Source organism: Bacillus sp. TL12 (assembly GCF_022625245.1).
In the GTDB taxonomy this organism is placed as follows: Bacteria; Bacillota; Bacilli; order Bacillales; family Bacillaceae_G; genus Bacillus_A.
In genome coordinates, this window is record NZ_JAJJBY010000015.1 from 84874 (window position 1) to 105695 (window position 20822).

Sequence of the window (20822 nt, forward strand, 5' to 3'; positions counted from 1 at the left end):
ATGAAAGATTGGCATAAAAGTGTTGTCTATCAAATTTATCCGAAAAGCTTTAATAGCTATTACAATACAGAGACAGGCGATATAAAAGGTGTAACAGAGAAATTAGATTATCTACAAAAACTGGGTGTTGATTATATTTGGCTTACGCCCATTTATCGTTCACCGCAAAATGATAATGGTTATGATGTGAGTGATTATTATTCAATAGATCCATCTTATGGAACAATGGAAGAATTTGAAGAACTTTTATCAGAAGCGAAGAAACGTGAAATTGATATTATGCTTGATATCGTTGTGAACCATAGTTCGACGGAGCATAAGTGGTTTCAGGAAGCGCGCCATGATAAAAATAGCCCGTACCGTGATTTTTATATATGGCGTGATGAAAAGAATAATTGGCAGTCTAAGTTTGGTGGTTCCGCTTGGGAATATGATGAGAAAACAGGGCAATATTATTTGCATTTGTTTGATAAAACGCAAGCTGATTTAAATTGGGAAAATGAAAAGCTTCGGGAAGAAGTATACGAAATGATGCGCTTTTGGCTTGAAAAAGGGGTCAAAGGATTCCGGCTTGATGTTATTAACTTAATTTCAAAAGATCAACGTTTTTTAGATGATGAAGGAACAACTGCTACTAGTGATGGACGGAAATACTACACAGATGGACCTCGTGTTCATGAATATTTACAAGAAATGAATCATGAAGTATTTGAGGGGAAAGACGTAATCACAGTTGGAGAAATGTCATCTACAACAATTGATAATTGTATTAAGTATTCAAATCCAGAGCGGAAGGAATTAAGTATGACTTTCAGCTTTCACCATTTAAAAGTAGATTATCCAAATGGTGACAAGTGGACAAAAGCTGATTTTGATTTTGTGAAACTAAAAGAAATTATGTCGGAATGGCAAATCGAGATGCAAGAAGGCGGAGGATGGAACGCTCTGTTCTGGTGCAATCATGATCAGCCGCGCATTGTATCTCGTTTTGGTGATGATAAGCGGTACCGAAATGAATCTGCAAAAATGCTAGCAACGGCGATGCATATGTTGCAAGGAACACCTTATATTTATCAAGGTGAAGAAATTGGCATGACGAATCCAGGCTTTGATCATATCGATTTGTATCGTGATGTAGAATCTTTAAATATTTATAAAACGAAACAAGAAGAAGGCATGTCAAACGAAGAAATAATTGGTATTTTGCAGCAAAAATCTCGTGATAATTCGCGCACTCCTATGCAGTGGAATGAAGAAAAAAATGCTGGTTTTACAACAAGTACACCTTGGATTTCGGTTGCAGAGAATTACAAAAAGATTAATGTGGAAAACGCCTTACAAGATAGAGAATCTGTTTTTTATCACTATAAAAAATTAATTGCCCTTAGGAAAAAATATGACGTAATTACAGATGGTAAATATGAAATTATAGATATGAATCATCCGAATGTTTGGGTATATACTCGCGAGTTAAATGATGAAATGCTACTTGCAATCAATAATTTCTATGGAGAAACAATAACATATTCTGTGCCAAAAGAGATTAAAGTAAATGGGATGAAGCAAGAAATATTAATATCCAATTATGAGGATTCAGGTGAGGAGATTAGAAAGCTTATCCTTAGACCGTATGAATCCATCGTGTATCGATTTACTAAATAATTGAAATAAGAGGTTGGATGCCCATAGCATTCAACCTCTTATTAATTTAAAACGCCGCTATATAACATTTTCACTTCTACTTCAGGAGTAAATTTCACCTTTGGATAATCTTCTTTCCAGTTCTTTTTCTTCCACAAATCTGGATGATAAGCAATAAGCTGTCTGCCGATACCAAAGGCATCACAATGAGCTTTTTGGAGAGTTTTAATAATTTTTTTAGACTCGTTTGTAAGCTGTTTGGATAATTGCTTATTCAAATTTTCTCTTTCTTTTGTTTTATGCAATTGGCCTTTCGGATATTCGACGACAACGATTTGCAAGTGAAGTTTAATATTTACATGAACGTTATCATTTTTGTCTGTTGTCACTTTCAATTTTCTTTTTAGCCTCCCTTTACTTACTTCAAACGTCACATAATCAGATAGATTGGATGAGTCTTTACTCGATAATCTCTGCGTCATACGAGCAGTTTTCCCCATTTTCTCCGATAATAATACAAAGAGTACCGATTGTTCAGTAGGGAGAAGACCTGTTAATTGATCGTTGTGAAATAATGCTAGACCATTTGTTACAATTTCTTTTCCTTTTTCATATTTAAGGTAGAAAGAACTTTATCGAGTGGTAATTCAGTTTGTGTTAATAAAGGTTCGATAGCTAATTGATGAATTAAATTAGAATCTGCTAAAGATTCAATATAAAATAGAGTTCCTTTTCCATTTTGAAAAGGGAGATCGAGTTTTTTTAAATCATCAGAATGAAATAATTTGTTTTCAATATAATTGATATTTTCTTGAAGTGATGGGAATATAGGGTGTGTTTTATTTGCGGATTGAGTATTGTTTTGCTTTGTATGTACCACATTAGCCATCCCTTTCACATTGAGTAAAAAAATTATGATGTTAATTTGGGCTTTTTAGGAAAAAATTATGCTTTAATCTGTGTAAAATAAGAAGAATTATGAGAAGGAAAAATCATCCAAAGATGATTTTATTTTGAAGGGGATTTCATATAGTGTGGAAGTTTTAAAGGAGAATGTTCTCATGACTAAATCAAGTCTCAGAAACAAGCAAAGAGGTTAAATAGAAGATAAATGTTTGAGTGGTGAGGGCAAGTTATCGTCGGGGATTTGATTGTGTATGAAGCTAAGGTTTAGATATGATGAAATGTACGGATGTGATGAACTATTTGTAGAAAGTAGAGCAAAAAGGCGTTTGAATCGAATCAAAAATTTTTTTATTTGATCAAAGATAGTTTTGATCAAACACCATATTCATACTACAAACACATACATCTTTTGTACTATAAAGATTACGTCTAATGGTATGTACAATTACATCATTTGATGAATAGGAAATTTATGAAAATCAATTTATACTAATATTGTGTCTTGCCTGTTTAGGTGTAGTACACAGCCGGTGATTGGCTAGTGGAAGTTCTTCCATTTTGCCAGTGCCGGTTTTTTGTTGGATAATAGAGAAAATGTATTCTTATAAAGAAAGAAGGGGCTGTTTTGAAAGATGTAGATTCTATTTTTATGAGAGAAAAAGTTGCTAGTTATTATCTTTATTTCATTTCTTTTCTTGGTTTGATTACTATAACTATATCTTTACTTGAAATTAAAATCCCTTCTCATCCAACAATACTGATATTGTTATTAATATTTATGGGGATTGCAGAGTATTTTCCTGTACGATTTTGGAGAGGAACTAGCTCGCTTACCTTTCCGATTATTTACGCTATGAGTTGGCAGTTTGGAATACATATGACTATTATTGCAATTGTATTTGTTACGCTAATTATTCATCTGCATCGTCGTTCGCCAGTGCAAAGAATGCTATTTAATAGTACCCAGCATGCTCTTAGTTTGATCTTGGCAGAATGGTTTTCCAATGAATGTCTGTCTTTATTGATTAGCAGAATGGATATGTCATTCCTGTATGAGAAATTAATATTCTTGTTATTGTTTTGCGTGTTTTTTTGTTTTTTCAACAACCGTTTTTACGATTTGTTAATGGTACTCCTTCCACAACCGTATTCAATACATCAATGGTATAAAAAAACCACAACGGTATTTCTTTGTGAAACTTTTGGTTTATTTTACGCTGCTCTGATGCATTTCTTAGTTAGTAAATATAGTGTGGAGATAAACGAGATTACAGTATTGTTTTTCTTTTTTCCACTTGTAGCAATTTCAGTTATCAGCTCTTTTTCTGTGCGAATAAGAATGGAGAAGGACCGATTATACGAACTGTTTCTTATTACAACAGAAATAAGTCGTGGACTAACCGGAGGGAATTTGAAGCATATAAAACAAGCACTTAAAGGTTTTTTTGGAATACAAGCATATGTAATATGGACAAAAGAGGATGGAAGCTGGAACCTTCTGTTAAAAGATGGGGAAGTTCGATCTGATATTTCTGATCATTCCGATAAAAGTGGAGCGTTTGAGGAAATCTCCCAAAATCTTATTTTTAATGATTGGAAAACTGGCATGGCTCCTGGAGATGAAATATTTGATGATATCATACGCTCGCTTGTATATTTCCCTCTTATTGTAAATGATGAATTAGTTGGAATGTTTGTTGCGGGAAAAAGTAGAAATGCGGGTTTTTTCCCTGAGGATGTACAGTCTTTAGCTACGTTTTCTAACCAATTAGCTAATGTAGTTAAAACAAGGATATTGATTTCTGAACAAGAAAAAAGAATGATTTTAGAAGAAAGAAATAGAATTGCACGCGAAATTCACGATGGTATCGCGCAAGCGTTAGCTGGGGTAATATTCCAACTAGAATCCGCCCAGAAAAAATATCGTGATAAACCAATTGAGATGCAGCAAGTAGTGGAGAAAAGTATAAAAAAATTAAGGGGAAGCTTAGGAGAAGTTCGTTATTCTATTTATGCTTTAAAGCCGTATCCAACGCAACAGTTAGGACTTAAGCAAGCGATAGCAAGTAAAATAAAATCTGTAAAACAAGAATATGAAATAGACATTACATACCATGAAAGAGGTCATTCTCGCACAATCAGTTTTTCTAAAGAAAGAGTTCTTTTTGATACATTTCAAGAGAGTTTACAGAACATTGTTAAACATGCACAAGCAGAAAAAGTTGATGTGCTGTTAAGCTATCAGCGTGAGCACGTACTTTTAAAGGTGAAGGATAATGGAGTTGGTTTTTCACTATTTGAGTCTATGGTTAAAACGAAGTGTGAGCCACATTATGGTATATTACATATGAATGAACAAGCTGAACAGCTAGGTGCTACTTTACAGATTGATAGTTCTATAGGGAAAGGGACAGAAATTACATTGTTAATTCCAGATTCACAAACAAGGGGTGCGTAAAATGATTAAAATATTAGTAGTGGATGATCATGCTTTTTTACGAGACGCAATTCGCAGCATATTAGAAGTTGAATCTGATATAAGGGTAGTTGGAGAAGCGGTCTCTGGGGATGAAGTATTGGAAAAAGTTGAGGAATGTGAGCCAGATTGTATTTTGATGGACATTAATCTTCCTGGGAAAAATGGAATTGAAGCTACGGCGTTAGTGAAAAAACAGTATCCGGCCTGCCGAGTGCTTGCTTTTACTATGTATGAGCATGATGAATATTTAATGGATGCGCTTCAGGCGGGTGCTGATGGCTATTTGTTGAAAGATTCATCATCAGAGCAAGTAGTAGCAGCAATTCGAATGTTACATCAAGGCGATTCTGTTATTCATCCGCGCATGACGAAAAAATTAATTACGTATCATCAGCAACAAATAAAAGTAGAATCAAACGAAAATGAACTGACAGAGCGTGAAAAGGAAATTCTCTTTGAATTGGTTAAGGGGCTTAGTAATAAAGAAATTGCTGAAGCTCTATATATTAGTGACAAGACAGTTAAAATTCACATCAATAAAATTTTTAAAAAACTCAATGTAAAAAGTCGTTCGCAAGCGGTTATTTATGCTGTTCGAAATCAGCTGGTTCCGCTTAACTAAATAAGAGATGTCTAAAAGAACTATCACGTTTCTTTATTCTATATTTTGAAGAATAAAGAGCAAGATAGTTCTTTTGTACTATTTAGGTGTAGAATCATTAGAACAAAAATTACTCCTTTTGTCCAATATTCAGAAAAATCAAAATGTGGAATAATAAAAATAGAATTAAAGTTTCATTCTATTAATAATTCATTTTGTGAAAATTTGTTATTAGAAATAAAATGTGGGGGGCTTTTATAGAAAAAATTAAAATGAGCGGTCAGCTAGATGAAATGTGGGGATGGTAGCAGTGCTGGTTATTCTTAATTATACGAAATAAAGGTTCAAGATTGATAGAATTACCAATACTGAACAAGGTTTTGAGAATCAATTCGTTTCGAAAAATAACTTTGTAATTATAAGGGGATGCCATATGAAGAAAAGAAGATTTGGAAAGATTCTTATTGGAACGTTGACTGCTGGTATGTTATTGTCTCAAGGAATTCCATATAACGTATTGGCAGAAGAGGTAAATACATCTACTTTAACTGGTATTGATGATGCAAATTCTGTATTGAAAGGACTTACAAAGGAACAACGTAATGCTTTAAAAACATTAGATACAAAACCAGGTTTTGTTATTTCACCAGGTATCAATACAGCAAGTCCTGATAATGTGAATGTAATTGTAGAGTTCAAGCAAGCTCCTGCTAAAATTGAGGTGCTAAAACAAGCAGCTAAAGGGAAAAAATTAGCTCTTTCTAATGCAGAACAGAAGGTGGAAGCATCTCATAAAGGATTTAAATCTGAGCTCGAACAGCTTCGGAAAAAGAAAGATAAAGGAGAAAATTTCAAATCTGCCAAAATAACAAGAGAATATAAGAATGCTTTTAATGGTGTGGCAATGTCGTTACCTGGGAATATGATTGAAGACTTAGTTCGCACTGGTATCGTTAAGCGCGTATGGGAAGATCAGGAGGTCAAAATTGCTCTGCCGAAAGAAACAGCTAAGACTGCTGCCCAGCCAAAAATGGCAGATAGTGTACCACAAATCGGTGTGGACAAGCTTCATGATGAAAAAATAACAGGTAAAGGAATTAAGGTGGGGGTGCTGGATACAGGTATCGATTATAACCACCCTGATTTAAAAGATGCATATAAAGGATATCGTGCAACACAAGGGGAAGATCCAACAAAAGTAGATCCAAACTCTATAAAAGGATGGGACTTCGTAAATAACGATGCTGATCCAATGGAAACAACATATAAAGACTGGCAAAATTCTGGAGGTTATCCTGAGATTTATAATGGAAATGCATATTATACATCTCACGGTACACATGTAGCTGGAACCATTGCTGCGGATAAAAAGAATAACGTAGATCATGCGGTTAAGGGAGTTGCTCCTGATGTAGATTTATATTCATATCGTGTATTAGGACCGTATGGAAGCGGACAAATAAATGGTATTCTTGCTGCGATTGATAAAGCAGTGAAAGATGATATGGATGTTATTAATCTATCACTGGGTGCTTCTATTAATGATCCTTTATACCCTACTTCTGTGGCAGTGAATAATGCTATGCTAGCTGGTGTTGTCGCAGTTGTAGCGGCAGGAAATAGTGGACCAGAAGAAGGGACTCTTGGGTCACCTAGTGCGGCAGCACTTCCGATTACAGTTGGAGCAAGCGACGCTGCGATGACTATTCCAACGTTTTCTGCTGATACGGGTGATTTACATGTAGATAAGATGATGCTACTTGGAAAAAGCTTTGCTGATAAGCTTGAGGACTTAAAAGGACAATCCTTATCTGTTGTATATACAGGCCTTGGAAAATCAGATGATTTTTCAGGGAAAGATGTAAAAGGAAAGCTAGCGCTCATCCAGCGTGGTGAGATTACATTTGATGAAAAAATTAAAAATGCGAGGGAAGCAGGCGCGAAAGCTGTCATTGTGTACAACAATGTGGATGGTGAAATTACAAGTTATCTTGGAGAAAGTACTTCATCTATTCCATCTTTCCGCTTAACAAAAGAAGATGGTGAGAAATTACAAGCAAAAGCTGCCCAAGGGGATGTGTCCTTAGCATTTGGAGAACTGAGTAATACAAAAACAGAGGGAGATCACCTAGCTGATTTCAGTTCACGAGGTCCTGCAAGTAAAACAGATGATATTAAACCAGATATAGTAGCGCCAGGTGTGTCTATTTTCTCTACTGTTCCTGAATATATTAATGATCCAAAGGATGGCGAAAATTATCCAGTAGCATATGGACGTATGTCGGGTACATCTATGGCAACTCCTCATACTGCGGGGGTAGCAGCATTAATTTTACAAGAAAATCCAAACTATAGTCCATTTGAAGTAAAAGAGGCGCTTATGAATACAGCGGTAGATTTAAAAGAAGAGCGCTCCGTATTTGAGGTGGGATCAGGACGAATTGATGCGTATCGTGCAGTTCATACGGATACATTTATTGAGGTTATCGATAAAACAACAAATGTGGTAAACGATGAAGAAGTAGAAATTGAAGAAAAAACTGGTTCTATTGCATTTGGTTATAAAACGCAATTAGCAAATGGACCAATTAAAGATAAGCGAAAAGTTCTGATTAAAAACAACAATAAAACAGAAGCAAAAGAGTTCAAACTAGAAGTAGAGTTTTCACCAACAAGTGTAGGAGTGCAAGATGCAGCGAAGAATGGTGTGAAGTTGAATGTACAAGATTCTATTAAGGTAGCACCGGGGGCATCCGGAGAAATTCAACCGGAAATTCTTATTCCGGAAAACGCAGAGTTTGGTAGATATGAAGGGTACATTCATATTTCAAATAAAAACAATGAAAAAGAAACGTATCAAGTGCCATTTGCAGTGAAATTCACAGAAAAAGGAATTGCAACTGTAGATTTGCTTAGAGATGCAATGGCGACAGATGCATCTAACTTCCATCCATTTATGGGAAGACCGAGCTCACCGTTGACATTTAAATTAAATAGTCCAATTGAAACCATTGATGCAGTGGTGAAGGATCGAAAAACAGGAAAGGCGTTAGGAATTGTCGGTACACTTAATGCAAGCAGTCTAACACCGAATGTTGAATATATGATGTTCGATGGTATGGGAGGATATGTGTTCCCATTTACAGGAGATCCGAATCATCCAATTGGAGATAAACGAGTTACGCTGCCTGATGGAGATTACCAACTGGATTTCGTTGGATACGACAAAGAAGGGAAATCTTATACAAAAGGTGATAGCGTAATTATTGATAATGTCAAACCTGAAGTGAAATTTGCTGATGTACAACCTGGTGTTCATGAGGTAAATGAATCTATGTTCACAGAAGAAGATGGTCAAAGGGCATTATGGGTCCACGGTAATATTTATGATTCTACGGTGGATGCATTAAAGGCAAAAGGCCTCCAGTATGACCAAAAGGCTAATGAAATTGTATATTATCAAAACTCCGCCTTCCCGTCAGGTTGGTTGAATACAATTCAAGCCAACGGTGATTTTAAATTTGGTGTACTTCCAGAGGAAATTAAGGAACCGCTAGATTTAAGGCTATTTGGATATGACCTCGCAACTGCAGCGAATATGGCGAATGGATTTAAAGATTACGTCTTTGTTAAAGAAGGAACAGAATACGCTGTGCCAAGCTATGACAAAAACAAAATAAAATTAGGAGACAAAATTACGTTAACTTTAAATCTAAACAATGTGAAACAACTTATGACAGGTACATTTGAGGTTCCTTATAGTAAACAGTTGTTTAAATTTACAGATGTGAAACCAAATCCAGCTCTTACGGAATATGCAAAACAACATGGATTAAATATCAAGTTAGAAGATCCGGTGATAAATGAAGAAGGAGCTTGGGAAAATAAAGTAAAAGTTGGCGCATCTGTAGAAGGAGCAGAATTTAAGGGATTAGATGGAGACACACCATTTTTAGATGTTACATTCGAAATGACGAGTGATGAATATTTTAATGATTTAACTGTATTTGGAGCAGATAAATTCTCTTATACAAAAGCTGGTGCGTCAGAGTCTGTTGAGATTCCTATTTTTAAAGAGAAAGCCTTTTCTGTTGTTTCGAAGCATTCAACGGTTACAGGATATATTGGTCCGGAAGCGTTCTTGAATGAAGGGGGATATCTAAATAAGAACGACTACACAAAACTAGGAGCAAAAGTGTACGCGGTTGGCAAGGATGGAAAGAAATACACAGGAACGGTTGATGATAACGGTCAATTTGAAATTCACAATGTTCCTGTAAGCGATAAAGAATACGATATTTTTGTAGAAATGCCGGGTCATTTAAATAGCAAATTAACAACAAAAATAGGTAAAATGCAGGACGGGGAATTAGTAGGTCAATATTTTAGAGCTTATATGGATGATAACCTTGCAGGTGATGTGAACGGCGATAAAATGGTGGATATTCAAGATGCTAGAATAGCAGCTCTATCATATGAAAAAGGAAAAGTAACTGTCAAAGATGGCGATGTGAATCAAGACGGTGTTGTAAACGAAACAGATATACGTTTTATCGAGAAGAACTTCTTGAAAAAGGGTCCAGATGCTAAAGAAAATCAGAAACCAAAAGAAAATGTTGGACCAGTAACGTTAGAGAAAATCTTGCGCTCGATTGGATTAGAACCGAAAAAATAAGTAGGCACAATTTTATGCTATTAAACAGCTACTATAAAACCAATTAGGAATGTGCTTCCATCATTAATGAGGACCGGTAATGCTTCACGGTAACGTTACCGGTTTTTCTTCAAATAGTTCTATAGTGAAATGTGTTTTGGTACTTGAATTTTAACATTAAGTAATTAAAATTGGTTAGTTTTTAACGTGGAATAGTTTACTAGCTTGTTTATTATTTTTCGTGCAATTGATACGTGATCTATAACTTGAACTTTTAAAATAGGGGGATTATTGAAATGGGTCTTAAGAAAAAGCTTGGTATAAGTGCTATGACTGCGGTTCTTGGTTTATCTTTAATTGGGGGAGGAACGTATGCGTATTTCAGTGATAAAGAAGTGTCAAATAACACGTTTGCAGCTGGTACTTTAGACTTGAGTGTTGATCCTAAAGTTGTTATTGATGTAGATAATCTTAAACCAGGTGACGAAATGGAGCGTGGGTTTCAACTAGTTAATAAAGGTACATTAGCGATAGGAGATGTGAAGCTTCTTACTGATTACACTGTAATCGATGCTAAAGGAGATAATGGAAATACTGATTTTGGGGATCACATCCGCGTTGATTTCTTATGGAACTTAGATAAAAATACAGTACCTATATGGTCTACTACATTATCTGAATTGAAGGAAGCTACACAAAATGGAAATATTCCTGATCTTGTGCAAAAAGGTATTGTAGATCGAGAAGAAAATGGACTTGCTCCAGGTGATGATGATACTTTCTATGTAATGTTTACATTTGTAGATAACGGCGAAGATCAAAATGTGTTCCAAGGAGATGCATTGAATTTAAATTGGACATTTAATTCGATGCAAACAGAAGGTGAAGAGAAGTAAATGAATGTGTGGGCTCAAAATAAAATTTGATTAAAAGGTTGCTGAGAACATTCATTTTATCATGAAAAGAATCCCTTATATTTTGAACAAAGATTGATCGAAATATAAGGGATTTATAACTTACCGCTTCTTTATAAACTTAGAAATTCGGTTTCTATACTATTTTGTTCGAAACGAATGGTAGTAGGTCGCCATTAATGTCATTAACATTGGAATGGTAATGACAAGTGAAAATAAAAAGATTGTTGAAAATATTGTACTTAATAATCCTGAACTTACTGAATGAACTATATAACTTACAATAAGCAGAGCCATACTAATTGTGACTGTTAATAGAACTGGTTTTCTAAGGTTTTTTATTTTTTCCTGCTTTGTTTCTTTATCTGTATAAATTGGTTTCGTACCAGGTTTTGCTTTAAATAGGTGCATAGTATAACTCGAGCAAATATATTCCCAACCTGCCAGTTCAAACATTTCAATATATTCTTCTAATTCGTTTTCTGCTAATTCTCTTATATCAAGATTAAAAATAACATCTTCAGCAACACCTTTTTCCAATTCATATCCCATTTTTTTGAAGCGTTTCACAATCCAGCCTTTTGTGGCATACTTTCTTAGCTTTTGTAAGTCTTTTCTTTCTGAAAAAGCAATTCCATTTGACAGTATGTATTTTGTTTTCTCCATTTTAGTTCTCCCCTTTTAATCCATTTTCAGCGAAATCAACCATCGTTTTACGTCTCAAAATATCTTGTTTCAACACTTCCCTACCTTTATCTGTTAAAACATATACTTTTCTACGTGAATTTGAATCATCAAATAACTCAATGTAAGATTCGGTTATTAACTTTTTAATAATTGTGTACAGTGATGCAGGTCCAATTACTACTTGACCTTCTGTTAATTCTTCAATCAAACTCATCACTGCATAGCCATGCCTTGGTGTTGTGAATCCTGCCATAATATAAAATACAGAATCAGTTAACTGCTCTAATGATTTCATTTTCTCCCTACCTTCTTTATATCACTTTACGATATATCTGAAGATGATATATCATAAAGTGATATAAAGGGCAATAAGAAGACGGAGTGAATATTAAATTTTATTCCATCTTTAAAGGAGATTATTGTAAAATTTTAGTTTAAATTCACATTTAGGCATAGGTTTCTTATTTTACAGAATGCCGGGAGGTTCTAAATGATTTCCCACCCGCCTGAACAAAAAAGGTTGATGTGATAATCAATCTTTTTGCTTTTAGATCCCTTCTATTTATAAAAATTAGCTTGATCATTCTATTCATAGCAGTATTTTTCACGTTCATGGCGAATTAAATAAGGGATACATAAAGGGGGATTAAATATGGAAATAGCCGTAGAGAGAGTTTTCACCAATGAAATTTTGGAAGAAGCTGCAAACTTATTTAACGTTATAGTGGAGAAAAATCCGCTTGGAGATTTTGAAAACTATATTTTTCATGCAAAGGATGAAAAAGGCGCATCTTACGTATTAAGATTAACGCACTCTTCTCATCGATTTGAAAAACAAGTAGAAGCAGAATTAGATTTTTTACAGTATCTAGGGGAGCATGGAGCTAAGATTGCTAGACCATATTATTCAAAATCTAGAAAACTTGTAGAAAGGATACAAGCAGTAGATGGAACTTTCTTTTACGCTTCTTTATTTGCGTATGCCAAAGGAGAGAGAGTAAAAGATTCAACATCTATTTATTGGGGAGATGATCTTTTTGAAGCATGGGGAAAAGCGATTGGTCAACTTCATCGTCTTACAATAAGTTATCCTAATACAGGATATCGTGATACATGGGAGATAGAAGAGAAAGCGATTATTGATCAGTTAGAGGATAAACAAGTAAAAAAGATTGCATATGTATTAATTGATAAAATAAAGATGCTTCCAATAGAAAAGAGAACTTTTGGCCTTATGCATGGTGATATTCATCAAGGGAATTTCCATTATGATGGGAAAGAATTGACGATTTTTGATTTTGATGATGCAACTTATAATTATTTTATTCATGATTTAGCAATGGTTATTTATTATTCCGTTCTTTCGAATGTATGGAAGACTGAACAAGAAAAAACATTGTTTGCACGTAAACAACTGCAAGTGTTACGAAAAGGTTATGAGTTAGAACATCAATTAGATGAAAGTTGGTATGAATCCCTACCATTATTTTTACGTCTTCGTGATATTGGTTTATATGGTACGATTCAGAAGAAGTTCAAGGGTAAAGAAATGCCAGTATATTTTCAAAAACTAGCAGATGAACTGTATGTAAGGATTATAAAACAGGAAGCCATTGTGAATATATAATACAGATGTAATGTAACAAAGTATGTATATCGAATATATACTTTGTTTTTTTATACAAAAATATGTTTGTTTTATCAAAATAATATTGTCATAGACTATAGATACATTTATAATTTTTATATATTCTGAATATTCTTTATAAATAAAAGGAGGGGAAATGGATTGGAAGCTTTCGTTACTTGGCTAAATAATATTGTATGGAGTCCCGCACTTGTTTATTTATGCTTAGGAGTAGGTCTATATTTCTCAATACGAACGAGATTTTTACAAGTTAGGCATGTAGGGGAAATGGTGAGGCTTACATTTCAAGGAGAAAAGTCAGAAGCGGGTGTTTCTTCTTTCCAAGCGTTAGCACTTTCTTTATCAGGGCGCGTTGGAACAGGGAATATCGCTGGTGTAGCAACAGCAGTTGCTTTTGGTGGACCGGGAGCAGTCTTTTGGATGTGGGCTGTGGCATTTTTAGGAGCGGGATCTGCTTATGTAGAATCAACACTTGCTCAAATATATAAAACGAAGCATCAAGGACAATTTCGTGGTGGCCCAGCGTATTACATTGAAAAAGGATTAGGGATTAAGTGGTATGCACTTGTGTTTGTCGCTGCTACAATCCTTGCAACAGGCATGTTGCTTCCAGGTGTTCAAGCAAATAGTATTGCCTTAAGTTTGGAAACAGCTTTTGGTATTAATACATCTGTCTCAGGTGCAGTATTAGTCGTTGTATTAGCACTTATTATTTTTGGTGGGGTTAAGCGTATTGTTAACGTAGCACAAGTTGTTGTGCCATTTATGGCGGTTGGGTATATACTTGTTGCTTGTGTAATTGTTTTTATGAATATTGAAAAGTTGCCTGAAGCATTTATGTTAATTATAAAAAGTGCATTTGCATTAGAAGCCGCTTTTGGAGGGATTATCGGTTTAGCAATTTCTTGGGGAGTAAAACGTGGTATTTATTCAAATGAAGCAGGTCAAGGAACAGGGCCACATGCTGCGGCAGCAGCGGAAGTATCACATCCAGCAAAGCAAGGACTTGTGCAAGCATTTTCCGTTTACATTGATACATTATTCGTTTGTTCAGCAACAGCGTTTATGATGATTATTACAGGCATGTATAACGTATTTGATGCAAGCGGAAAAAACTTCATTGTAAACAAATTAAATGGTGCAGAACCGGGTCCTGGATATACACAAGCTGCAGTAGAATCTGTATTCCCTGGATTTGGAAACGGCTTCGTTGCCATTTCTCTATTATTCTTCGCTTTTACAACAATTATGGCGTATTACTACATTGCAGAAACGAATATTGCCTATTTAAATCGTGATAAAGATCGTCCATGGATGTCACTTGTTTTAAAAATTGTTTTCTTAGGTGTTGTATTCTACGGCTGTGTAAAAACAGCAGCAACCGCTTGGGCTCTTGGTGATATCGGCGTAGGAATTATGGCATGGGTGAATATCATTGCAATTTTATTCCTACAAAAACCAGCACTCCTGGCATTGAAAGACTATGAAAAACAGAAGAAAGAAGGAAAAGATCCTGTATTCGATCCTCGCGAACTAGGAATTAAAAACGCTGATTTCTGGGAGCATGAATACGGAAAAGATAAGAAAGAAGAAGTTTCATAATAGAGTATTTGTAAAATAATAACGGACAGTATCTCTGTCCGTTATTGTTCAAATAATGGGTATTTCTATTTGCGTGGCCGAATAAAATTTGAATCAGGTAAGCTTGACTTTATTAATAATTGGGCCAAGTTAAAATACGATGAAATTAGGGTGGAAAGGGGGAAAAAGATTGATTGCTTTTCGTGATGTAAATAAATTTTATGGTAACTTTCAAGTTTTGAAAAATATTAATTTACAAGTTCAAAAAGGAGAAGTAGTTGTAATCGTCGGACCATCTGGATCTGGAAAAAGTACATTACTTCGCTGCATTAACCAATTGGAAACTATTACAGAAGGAGAATTAGTAGTACAAGATGTTGAAGTACATAATCCGAAAACAGATCTGAATGAGTTACGCCGGAATATTGGAATGGTATTTCAACATTTTTATTTATATCCACATAAAACAGTACTTCAAAATATTACACTTGCACCAATAAAAGTAAATAATGTAACAAAAGAAGAAGCGGAAGAAACAGCAAAGTACTATTTAGAGAAAGTAGGAATTCCAGAGAAAGCGAATGTGTATCCGCAGCAATTATCTGGGGGGCAACAACAACGGGTAGCGATTGCAAGGGGATTAGCAATGAAGCCAGAAATTATGCTATTTGATGAGCCAACTTCAGCACTTGATCCAGAGATGATCGGAGAAGTGCTTGATGTAATGAAAACTTTAGCAAAAGAAGGGATGACGATGGTTGTCGTGACTCATGAGATGGGATTTGCGCGTGAAGTAGCAGACCGCATCATATTCATGGATGAAGGACAAATCATTGAAGATACAAAGCCAGTAGACTTCTTTGCAAATCCAAAGCAAGAAAGAGCACGATTGTTTTTAAGCAGGGTGTTAAATCATTAGAGGAGGGATTTCATGTTAAAAGCGAAAAAACTGTTTGTTTTAATTGTATTTTCATGTTTATTTACTCTTATCATAGCGGGTTGCGGAGGTAAGAAAGAGACGTCTAAAGAAGTGTCTAAAGAATCTTCTGGCGGGAATATAGTAGACCAAATTAAAAAACGCGGAAAACTAGTGGTTGGAGTTAAAAATGATACAAACTTATTTGGATTGAAAGATCCTGCAACAGGGAAGGTAGAAGGGTTTGATGTAGATGTAGCAAAAGCGCTTGCGAAAAAAATTCTAGGAGATGAAAGTAAATTAGAATTAAAAGAGGTAACTTCCAAAACGCGTATTCCAATGTTAAAAAACGGTGATATTGATGCGATTATCGCAACGATGACAATTACAGAAGAGCGTAAAAAAGAAGTTGATTTTTCAGATGTATATTTTAAAGCGGGACAGTCGTTACTTGTGAAAAAAGGAAGCAAGATTAAGAGTATCGATGATGTGAAAAGTGGCGTGAAGGTATTGGCGGTAAAAGGGTCAACCTCTACACAAAATGTTCGTAAAAAATCACCAGAAGCAACGGTGCTAGAATTTGAAAATTATAGTGAAGCATTTACAGCGTTAAAAGCAGGAAAAGGTGATGTACTTACAACAGATAATGCCATTTTATATGGTATGGCAAAACAAGATGCAAATTATCAAGTTGTTGGAAAAATCTTTACAGATGAGCCGTATGGAATCGCTGTGAAAAAAGGAGCAACAGATTTAACAAAGGCAATTAATGATTTGTTAAAAGAAATGAAAGCAAATGGAGAATACGATAAATTATATGAAAAATGGATTGGTGAAAAGCCAGAGAAGTAAAGTATAGAAAGAGTAAGAGGATGAGAGATACTCATCCTCTTCTTGTAAAGAAAGAGGGGGGAGCATTTGCCTGATTTTTCTATTCTTACAAACAATCTTGATTTGTATCTAGAAGGGTTTAAATATACAGTGATGTCTAGTGTTGTTGCACTCATTGGGAGTTTTATTCTTGGCATTATTATGGCAGTGATGCGAATTGCACCCATTCGAGTTTTGAATTGGTTTGGCGCGACTTATGTAGAATTCATTCGGAATATTCCACTCGTTTTAATTGCATTTGTGTTTTACTTTGCTTTTCCAGTAATGGGTGTCACATTAAATGGCTTTGTTGCTGGGACGGCAGCACTTACAGTTTATACAGCAGCATTTATTGCAGAAGCGATTCGAGCTGGAATCTTGTCAGTTCCGAAAGGGCAGATGGAAGCGGCACGTTCTTCAGGCTTAACATACGTGCAAGCTATGTATTATGTCGTTTTACCACAAGCTATTAAAATAGTAATTCCACCATTAGGAAATCAGTTTCTCAATTTAGTAAAGAACTCATCTATTCTTGGTATTATTGCTGGGGCAGATTTGATGTATCAAGGGGATTTAATCTCAACAAGAACATTTGTTACATTTGATGTATATATATTTGTTGGAATGTTTTATTTACTTTTAACTGTACCGCTTAGTATGCTTGTGCGTTACTTTGAGAAACGCTTAGCGAAAGGAGCGGTGTAAATGGACTTTCGAGGTGCTTATACAGGCGATCATATTTTATTTTTATTAAAAGGGCTACTTGTTACGTTAGAAATAGCTGTTATAGCAATTTTGCTTAGTTTTATTATTGGTAGTGTGGTTGGGACGTTGCGATATACAAAGATACCAGTCGTATCACAGTTACTAGGTTTTATCGTTGAAATCATTCGAAATTTACCGCTGCTTTTAATTATTTTCTTTACGTATTTTGCACTTCCAGAAGCTGGACTGAAATTAGAGATTACAACAGCAGCTATTGTTGCTTTAACGATATTTGAAGCAGCGATGATATCAGAAATTGTGCGAAGTGGCTTATTATCGATTGAAAAAGGACAAATTGAAGCAGCACGTGCCTCTGGACTATCATATGTACAAACACTGTGGCATATTATTTTGCCACAAGCATTGAGACGCATGGTACCACCACTTGTTAGTCAATTTATCTCTTTATTAAAAGATACGTCACTAGCGGTTGTTATCTCTTTGCCAGAACTCATGCATAACGCCCAAATTATTAATGGACAAAACGTAAACTATATGATCCCTACGTTATTACTTGTTGCTTGTATGTATTTTGTTGTTAACTACAGTTTATCGCTTGTGTCTAGAAAATTGGAGAGCCGTTAACTCTTACATAGAATAAGATGTAAGAGTTTTTTTATGTTTACATAGTATGGAAAATTTAGTTTGGTAGATATTTGTTTTTTAGTAGTGTAATTGTAAGATGGATAAAAGAATATGATATTTTATCAGAAAAGTTTTAATTTTATATAGAAATTGTAACCGCTTTCGTGTATATTTTTATTATCAGAAAATTTTAAAAAGAGATAGAGGGTTTTTATAGGGGAGGATTACGATGCAGCAAACAACGAACGAGAAATTACATCGTACGATGAAGAGTAGACATTTATTTATGATTGCACTTGGAGGTGTAATCGGAACAGGATTTTTTCTAGGATCAGGATATACCATTAACCAAGCGGGACCAGGGGGAGCGATTCTTTCTTATTTAGTGGGCGGATTTATTATGTATTTAACAATGCTTTGCCTTGGTGAACTAACAGTAGCGATGCCAGTTTCTGGTTCTTTCCAAAAATATGCGACGAAGTTTATAGGTCCTGGAACAGGGTTTATGATCGGCTGGCTGTATTGGCTTGGCTGGGCAGTTACAGTTGGTTTAGAGTTAACATCTATCGGTTTAATGATGAAAAGATGGTTTCCACATGTCGATGTTTGGGTATGGTGTCTTGTATTTGGAGTTATTTTATATATGTCAAATGCTATTTCAGCAAAGAGTTATGCGGAATTAGAATTTTGGTTCTCAAGTATTAAAGTTATTACGATTATCGCATTTGTTGTTCTTGGTGGTAGTGCGTTATTAGGATTTTTACCATATGACGGAAAAGAAGCAGCACCTCTTTTTTCTAATTTTGTAAGCGATGGAGGTTTGTTCCCGAATGGACTTGCTGCGGTACTTCTCACAATGATTACAGTTAACTTTTCGTTCCAAGGTACAGAGTTAATTGGGATTGCAGCGGGGGAGAGCCAAGAGCCGGAAAAAACAATTCCACGTGCAATTCGTAATACAGTATGGCGCATTATGTTGTTCTTTATTTTAACAATGACGATTTTAGTAGGTTTAATTTCTTGGAAAGACGCAGGAGTTATTGAAAGTCCATTCGTTGTTGTATTTGATAAAATCGGTATTCCATATGCAGCAGATATTATGAATTTCGTTATTATCACTGCGTTATTATCTGTAGCGAACTCAGGATTATATGCAGCGACACGTATACTATGGTCACTTGCAAATGAAGGAATGGCACCGGCTTCTTTCAAAAAGGTAAATAAGCGTGGGATTCCGATTACAGCATTAGTAGTTACAATTGCAGTAGCAGCATTATCTTTACTAACAAGCTTTTTAGCGGAAGATACAGTATATATGTACTTATTATCTATCGCGGGCTTATCAGCTGTCTCAAGTTGGATTATTATTGCCTTGTCACAACTTCGCTTTAGAAGCCAGTATATAAAGGGTGGCGGGAAATTAGAAGATTTAAAATATAAAACACCACTATATCCAATTGTTCCAATTTCAGCGTTAATTACAAATAGTATTGTTGTAATTAGTTTAGCGTTCATTCCAGAACAGCGTATGGCACTATATTGCGGCATTCCATTTATCATTTTCTGCTATGTGTATTATTATATAAATAAGAAACGGCAGCAAATTACGAAAGTGGAGATGGAAACAACGTATGAAACTAACAATCAAGCATGATGATATTGAAGCAGATTTATCGTATGGTCAATTAGCGATTGGCAAAGAAAACGGGTATTCACCGTTACAATTACTCGTTTCTTCTATCGCGGGATGTAGTGCAATTGTCTTCCGAACAATTTTAGAAAAGAAACGTATTACATATGAGGCGTTTACAATTGAAACTGAAATTGGAAGAAGTGAAGCTTTATCAAGACCGGTTGAAAGTGTTCATTTACATTACAAAATTAAAGCGCAGAATATTACAGAAGAGCAATTAGATAAGGCACTGCAACTTGCAGTGAAGAATTGTACGATTGTTCAATCTGTAAAAGATAGTATAAAGGTTACAGAAACAATTGAATTAATAAAGTGAAACATAAAGACGTGAGAATAGGGCACTCACGTTTTTATGTTTTAGAAAGAGGGGAAAGTGTAATGGACTGCTTAGGTTGTAAATTAGCAAACGAAGAAGAAAAAATATATAAAGTATATGAAGATGATTATGTAATGTGTTTTTTAGACCATGCACCTTTTTATCCAGGGCACACTTTAATTGTGCCAAAGCAGCACGTTTTAGAAGTGGATGAATTAGATGATGTTGTAGCCAAATCAATTATGGATGCGTCTAAGGTTATTACAAAAGCGATTAAGTCATTATATAAACCTGACGGAATTACAATTTGTCAAAATGGTGGAATCTTCAACGAATTAACACACTATCATATGCATGTTGTACCAAGATATAAAGAGCGCTCGTTTGCTGAGTTTTATACGGTACAACCTGGAGAAAAGCAGAATCATAATTTTGAAGAAACAAAGAAATTGTTAATAGAAGTAATAGAGCAAATACTGCACATTGAAAAGGCGTAAGAGGATTTGAACTGCACCCCAATTGTTGGACACTAACTAACAATTGGAGGTGTTTTTTTATGACCAAAT

At 35.1% G+C, this 20822-nt stretch carries 16 protein-coding genes and 2 pseudogenes; 14 read left to right on the top strand and 4 right to left on the bottom strand.

The genetic code is table 11. The annotated features are described in order from the left end of the window. Complete coding sequence (gene treC, locus LOK41_RS15765; protein ID WP_241817358.1) at positions 1–1662, top strand: alpha,alpha-phosphotrehalase; 1662 nt, start codon at positions 1–3, stop codon at positions 1660–1662. Between the two features lie 41 nt (positions 1663–1703). Here treC and LOK41_RS15770 read toward each other — a convergent pair. Both LOK41_RS15770 and LOK41_RS15775 read right to left on the bottom strand, forming a co-directional pair. After that, positions 1704–2249: pseudogene (locus LOK41_RS15770) on the bottom strand (Ger(x)C family spore germination C-terminal domain-containing protein); the annotation flags it as partial. Beyond that, a pseudogene (locus LOK41_RS15775) lies at positions 2234–2530 on the bottom strand (spore germination protein); the annotation flags it as partial. The pseudogenes LOK41_RS15770 and LOK41_RS15775, both read right to left, overlap by 16 nt. A 642-nt stretch (positions 2531–3172) precedes the next feature. Here LOK41_RS15775 and LOK41_RS15780 point away from each other — a divergent pair. From LOK41_RS15780 to LOK41_RS15795, 4 genes are all read left to right on the top strand, one after another. Beyond that, complete coding sequence (locus tag LOK41_RS15780) at positions 3173–5005, top strand: GAF domain-containing sensor histidine kinase (RefSeq protein WP_241817359.1); 1833 nt, start codon at positions 3173–3175, stop codon at positions 5003–5005. 1 nt (position 5006) lies between these two features. Next, on the top strand, positions 5007–5648 hold the full coding sequence (locus tag LOK41_RS15785) for a response regulator (RefSeq protein ID WP_241817360.1): 642 nt from the start codon (positions 5007–5009) through the stop codon (positions 5646–5648). A gap of 412 nt (positions 5649–6060) precedes the next feature. Further along, a complete protein-coding gene (locus LOK41_RS15790) occupies positions 6061–10302 on the top strand; it encodes a S8 family serine peptidase (protein WP_241817361.1) in 4242 nt (1413 codons plus the stop codon). A 275-nt stretch (positions 10303–10577) separates the two neighbouring features. Next, entirely contained in the window at positions 10578–11177 is a 600-nt protein-coding gene (locus tag LOK41_RS15795) for a TasA family protein (RefSeq protein WP_241817362.1), read from the top strand. A gap of 159 nt (positions 11178–11336) precedes the next feature. Here the strand turns inward: LOK41_RS15795 and LOK41_RS15800 are convergent, their stop codons facing one another. Both LOK41_RS15800 and LOK41_RS15805 read right to left on the bottom strand, forming a co-directional pair. Next, on the bottom strand, positions 11337–11861 hold the full coding sequence (locus LOK41_RS15800; protein ID WP_241817363.1) for a DUF2812 domain-containing protein: 525 nt from the start codon (positions 11859–11861) through the stop codon (positions 11337–11339). Between the two features lies 1 nt (position 11862). Continuing rightward, a complete protein-coding gene (locus LOK41_RS15805) occupies positions 11863–12177 on the bottom strand; it encodes a PadR family transcriptional regulator (RefSeq protein WP_241817364.1) in 315 nt (104 codons plus the stop codon). A gap of 357 nt (positions 12178–12534) precedes the next feature. Here LOK41_RS15805 and LOK41_RS15810 point away from each other — a divergent pair, with 357 nt between their 5' ends. The 9 genes from LOK41_RS15810 (at position 12535) to LOK41_RS15850 (ending at position 20753) form a co-directional block, all read left to right on the top strand. Next, on the top strand, positions 12535–13509 hold the full coding sequence (locus tag LOK41_RS15810) for a phosphotransferase enzyme family protein (RefSeq protein ID WP_241817365.1): 975 nt from the start codon (positions 12535–12537) through the stop codon (positions 13507–13509). 162 nt (positions 13510–13671) lie between these two features. Then, on the top strand, positions 13672–15132 hold the full coding sequence (locus LOK41_RS15815) for an alanine/glycine:cation symporter family protein (RefSeq protein ID WP_241817366.1): 1461 nt from the start codon (positions 13672–13674) through the stop codon (positions 15130–15132). A 169-nt stretch (positions 15133–15301) separates the two neighbouring features. Then, entirely contained in the window at positions 15302–16030 is a 729-nt protein-coding gene (locus tag LOK41_RS15820; RefSeq protein ID WP_241817367.1) for an amino acid ABC transporter ATP-binding protein, read from the top strand. Positions 16031–16042: 12 nt separating this feature from the next. After that, positions 16043–16879, top strand: a complete 837-nt coding sequence (locus tag LOK41_RS15825) for a glutamate ABC transporter substrate-binding protein (protein WP_174100295.1) — start codon at positions 16043–16045, stop codon at positions 16877–16879. A gap of 66 nt (positions 16880–16945) precedes the next feature. Further along, positions 16946–17602, top strand: coding sequence for an amino acid ABC transporter permease (locus tag LOK41_RS15830; RefSeq protein ID WP_174100294.1), 657 nt, complete (start codon positions 16946–16948; stop codon positions 17600–17602). Then, entirely contained in the window at positions 17603–18247 is a 645-nt protein-coding gene (locus tag LOK41_RS15835) for an amino acid ABC transporter permease (protein ID WP_174100293.1), read from the top strand. 229 nt (positions 18248–18476) lie between these two features. Continuing rightward, a complete protein-coding gene (locus tag LOK41_RS15840) occupies positions 18477–19901 on the top strand; it encodes an amino acid permease (protein WP_241817368.1) in 1425 nt (474 codons plus the stop codon). After that, the gene (locus LOK41_RS15845; protein WP_241817369.1) at positions 19879–20256 is read left to right on the top strand and encodes an OsmC family protein; all 378 of its coding nucleotides are present in this window, start codon (positions 19879–19881) and stop codon (positions 20254–20256) included. Before LOK41_RS15840 ends, LOK41_RS15845 begins: the two co-directional genes overlap by 23 nt. 62 nt (positions 20257–20318) lie before the next feature. Continuing rightward, complete coding sequence (locus tag LOK41_RS15850; RefSeq protein WP_241817370.1) at positions 20319–20753, top strand: HIT family protein; 435 nt, start codon at positions 20319–20321, stop codon at positions 20751–20753. The last annotated feature ends 69 nt before the right edge of the window (positions 20754–20822 follow it).

Excerpts from the sequence above, each read along its gene's own strand:
- treC (WP_241817358.1), top strand. The coding sequence starts at position 1 with ATGAAAGATTGGCATAAAAGTGTTGTCTATCAAATTTATCCGAAAAGC.
- LOK41_RS15785 (WP_241817360.1), top strand. The coding sequence starts at position 5,007 with ATGATTAAAATATTAGTAGTGGATGATCATGCTTTTTTACGAGACGCA.
- LOK41_RS15790 (WP_241817361.1), top strand. The coding sequence starts at position 6,061 with ATGAAGAAAAGAAGATTTGGAAAGATTCTTATTGGAACGTTGACTGCT.
- LOK41_RS15795 (WP_241817362.1), top strand. The coding sequence starts at position 10,578 with ATGGGTCTTAAGAAAAAGCTTGGTATAAGTGCTATGACTGCGGTTCTT.
- LOK41_RS15800 (WP_241817363.1), bottom strand. The coding sequence starts at position 11,861 with ATGGAGAAAACAAAATACATACTGTCAAATGGAATTGCTTTTTCAGAA.
- LOK41_RS15805 (WP_241817364.1), bottom strand. The coding sequence starts at position 12,177 with ATGAAATCATTAGAGCAGTTAACTGATTCTGTATTTTATATTATGGCA.
- LOK41_RS15810 (WP_241817365.1), top strand. The coding sequence starts at position 12,535 with ATGGAAATAGCCGTAGAGAGAGTTTTCACCAATGAAATTTTGGAAGAA.
- LOK41_RS15825 (WP_174100295.1), top strand. The coding sequence starts at position 16,043 with ATGTTAAAAGCGAAAAAACTGTTTGTTTTAATTGTATTTTCATGTTTA.
- LOK41_RS15835 (WP_174100293.1), top strand. The coding sequence starts at position 17,603 with ATGGACTTTCGAGGTGCTTATACAGGCGATCATATTTTATTTTTATTA.
- LOK41_RS15840 (WP_241817368.1), top strand. The coding sequence starts at position 18,477 with ATGCAGCAAACAACGAACGAGAAATTACATCGTACGATGAAGAGTAGA.
- LOK41_RS15845 (WP_241817369.1), top strand. The coding sequence starts at position 19,879 with ATGAAACTAACAATCAAGCATGATGATATTGAAGCAGATTTATCGTAT.
- LOK41_RS15850 (WP_241817370.1), top strand. The coding sequence starts at position 20,319 with ATGGACTGCTTAGGTTGTAAATTAGCAAACGAAGAAGAAAAAATATAT.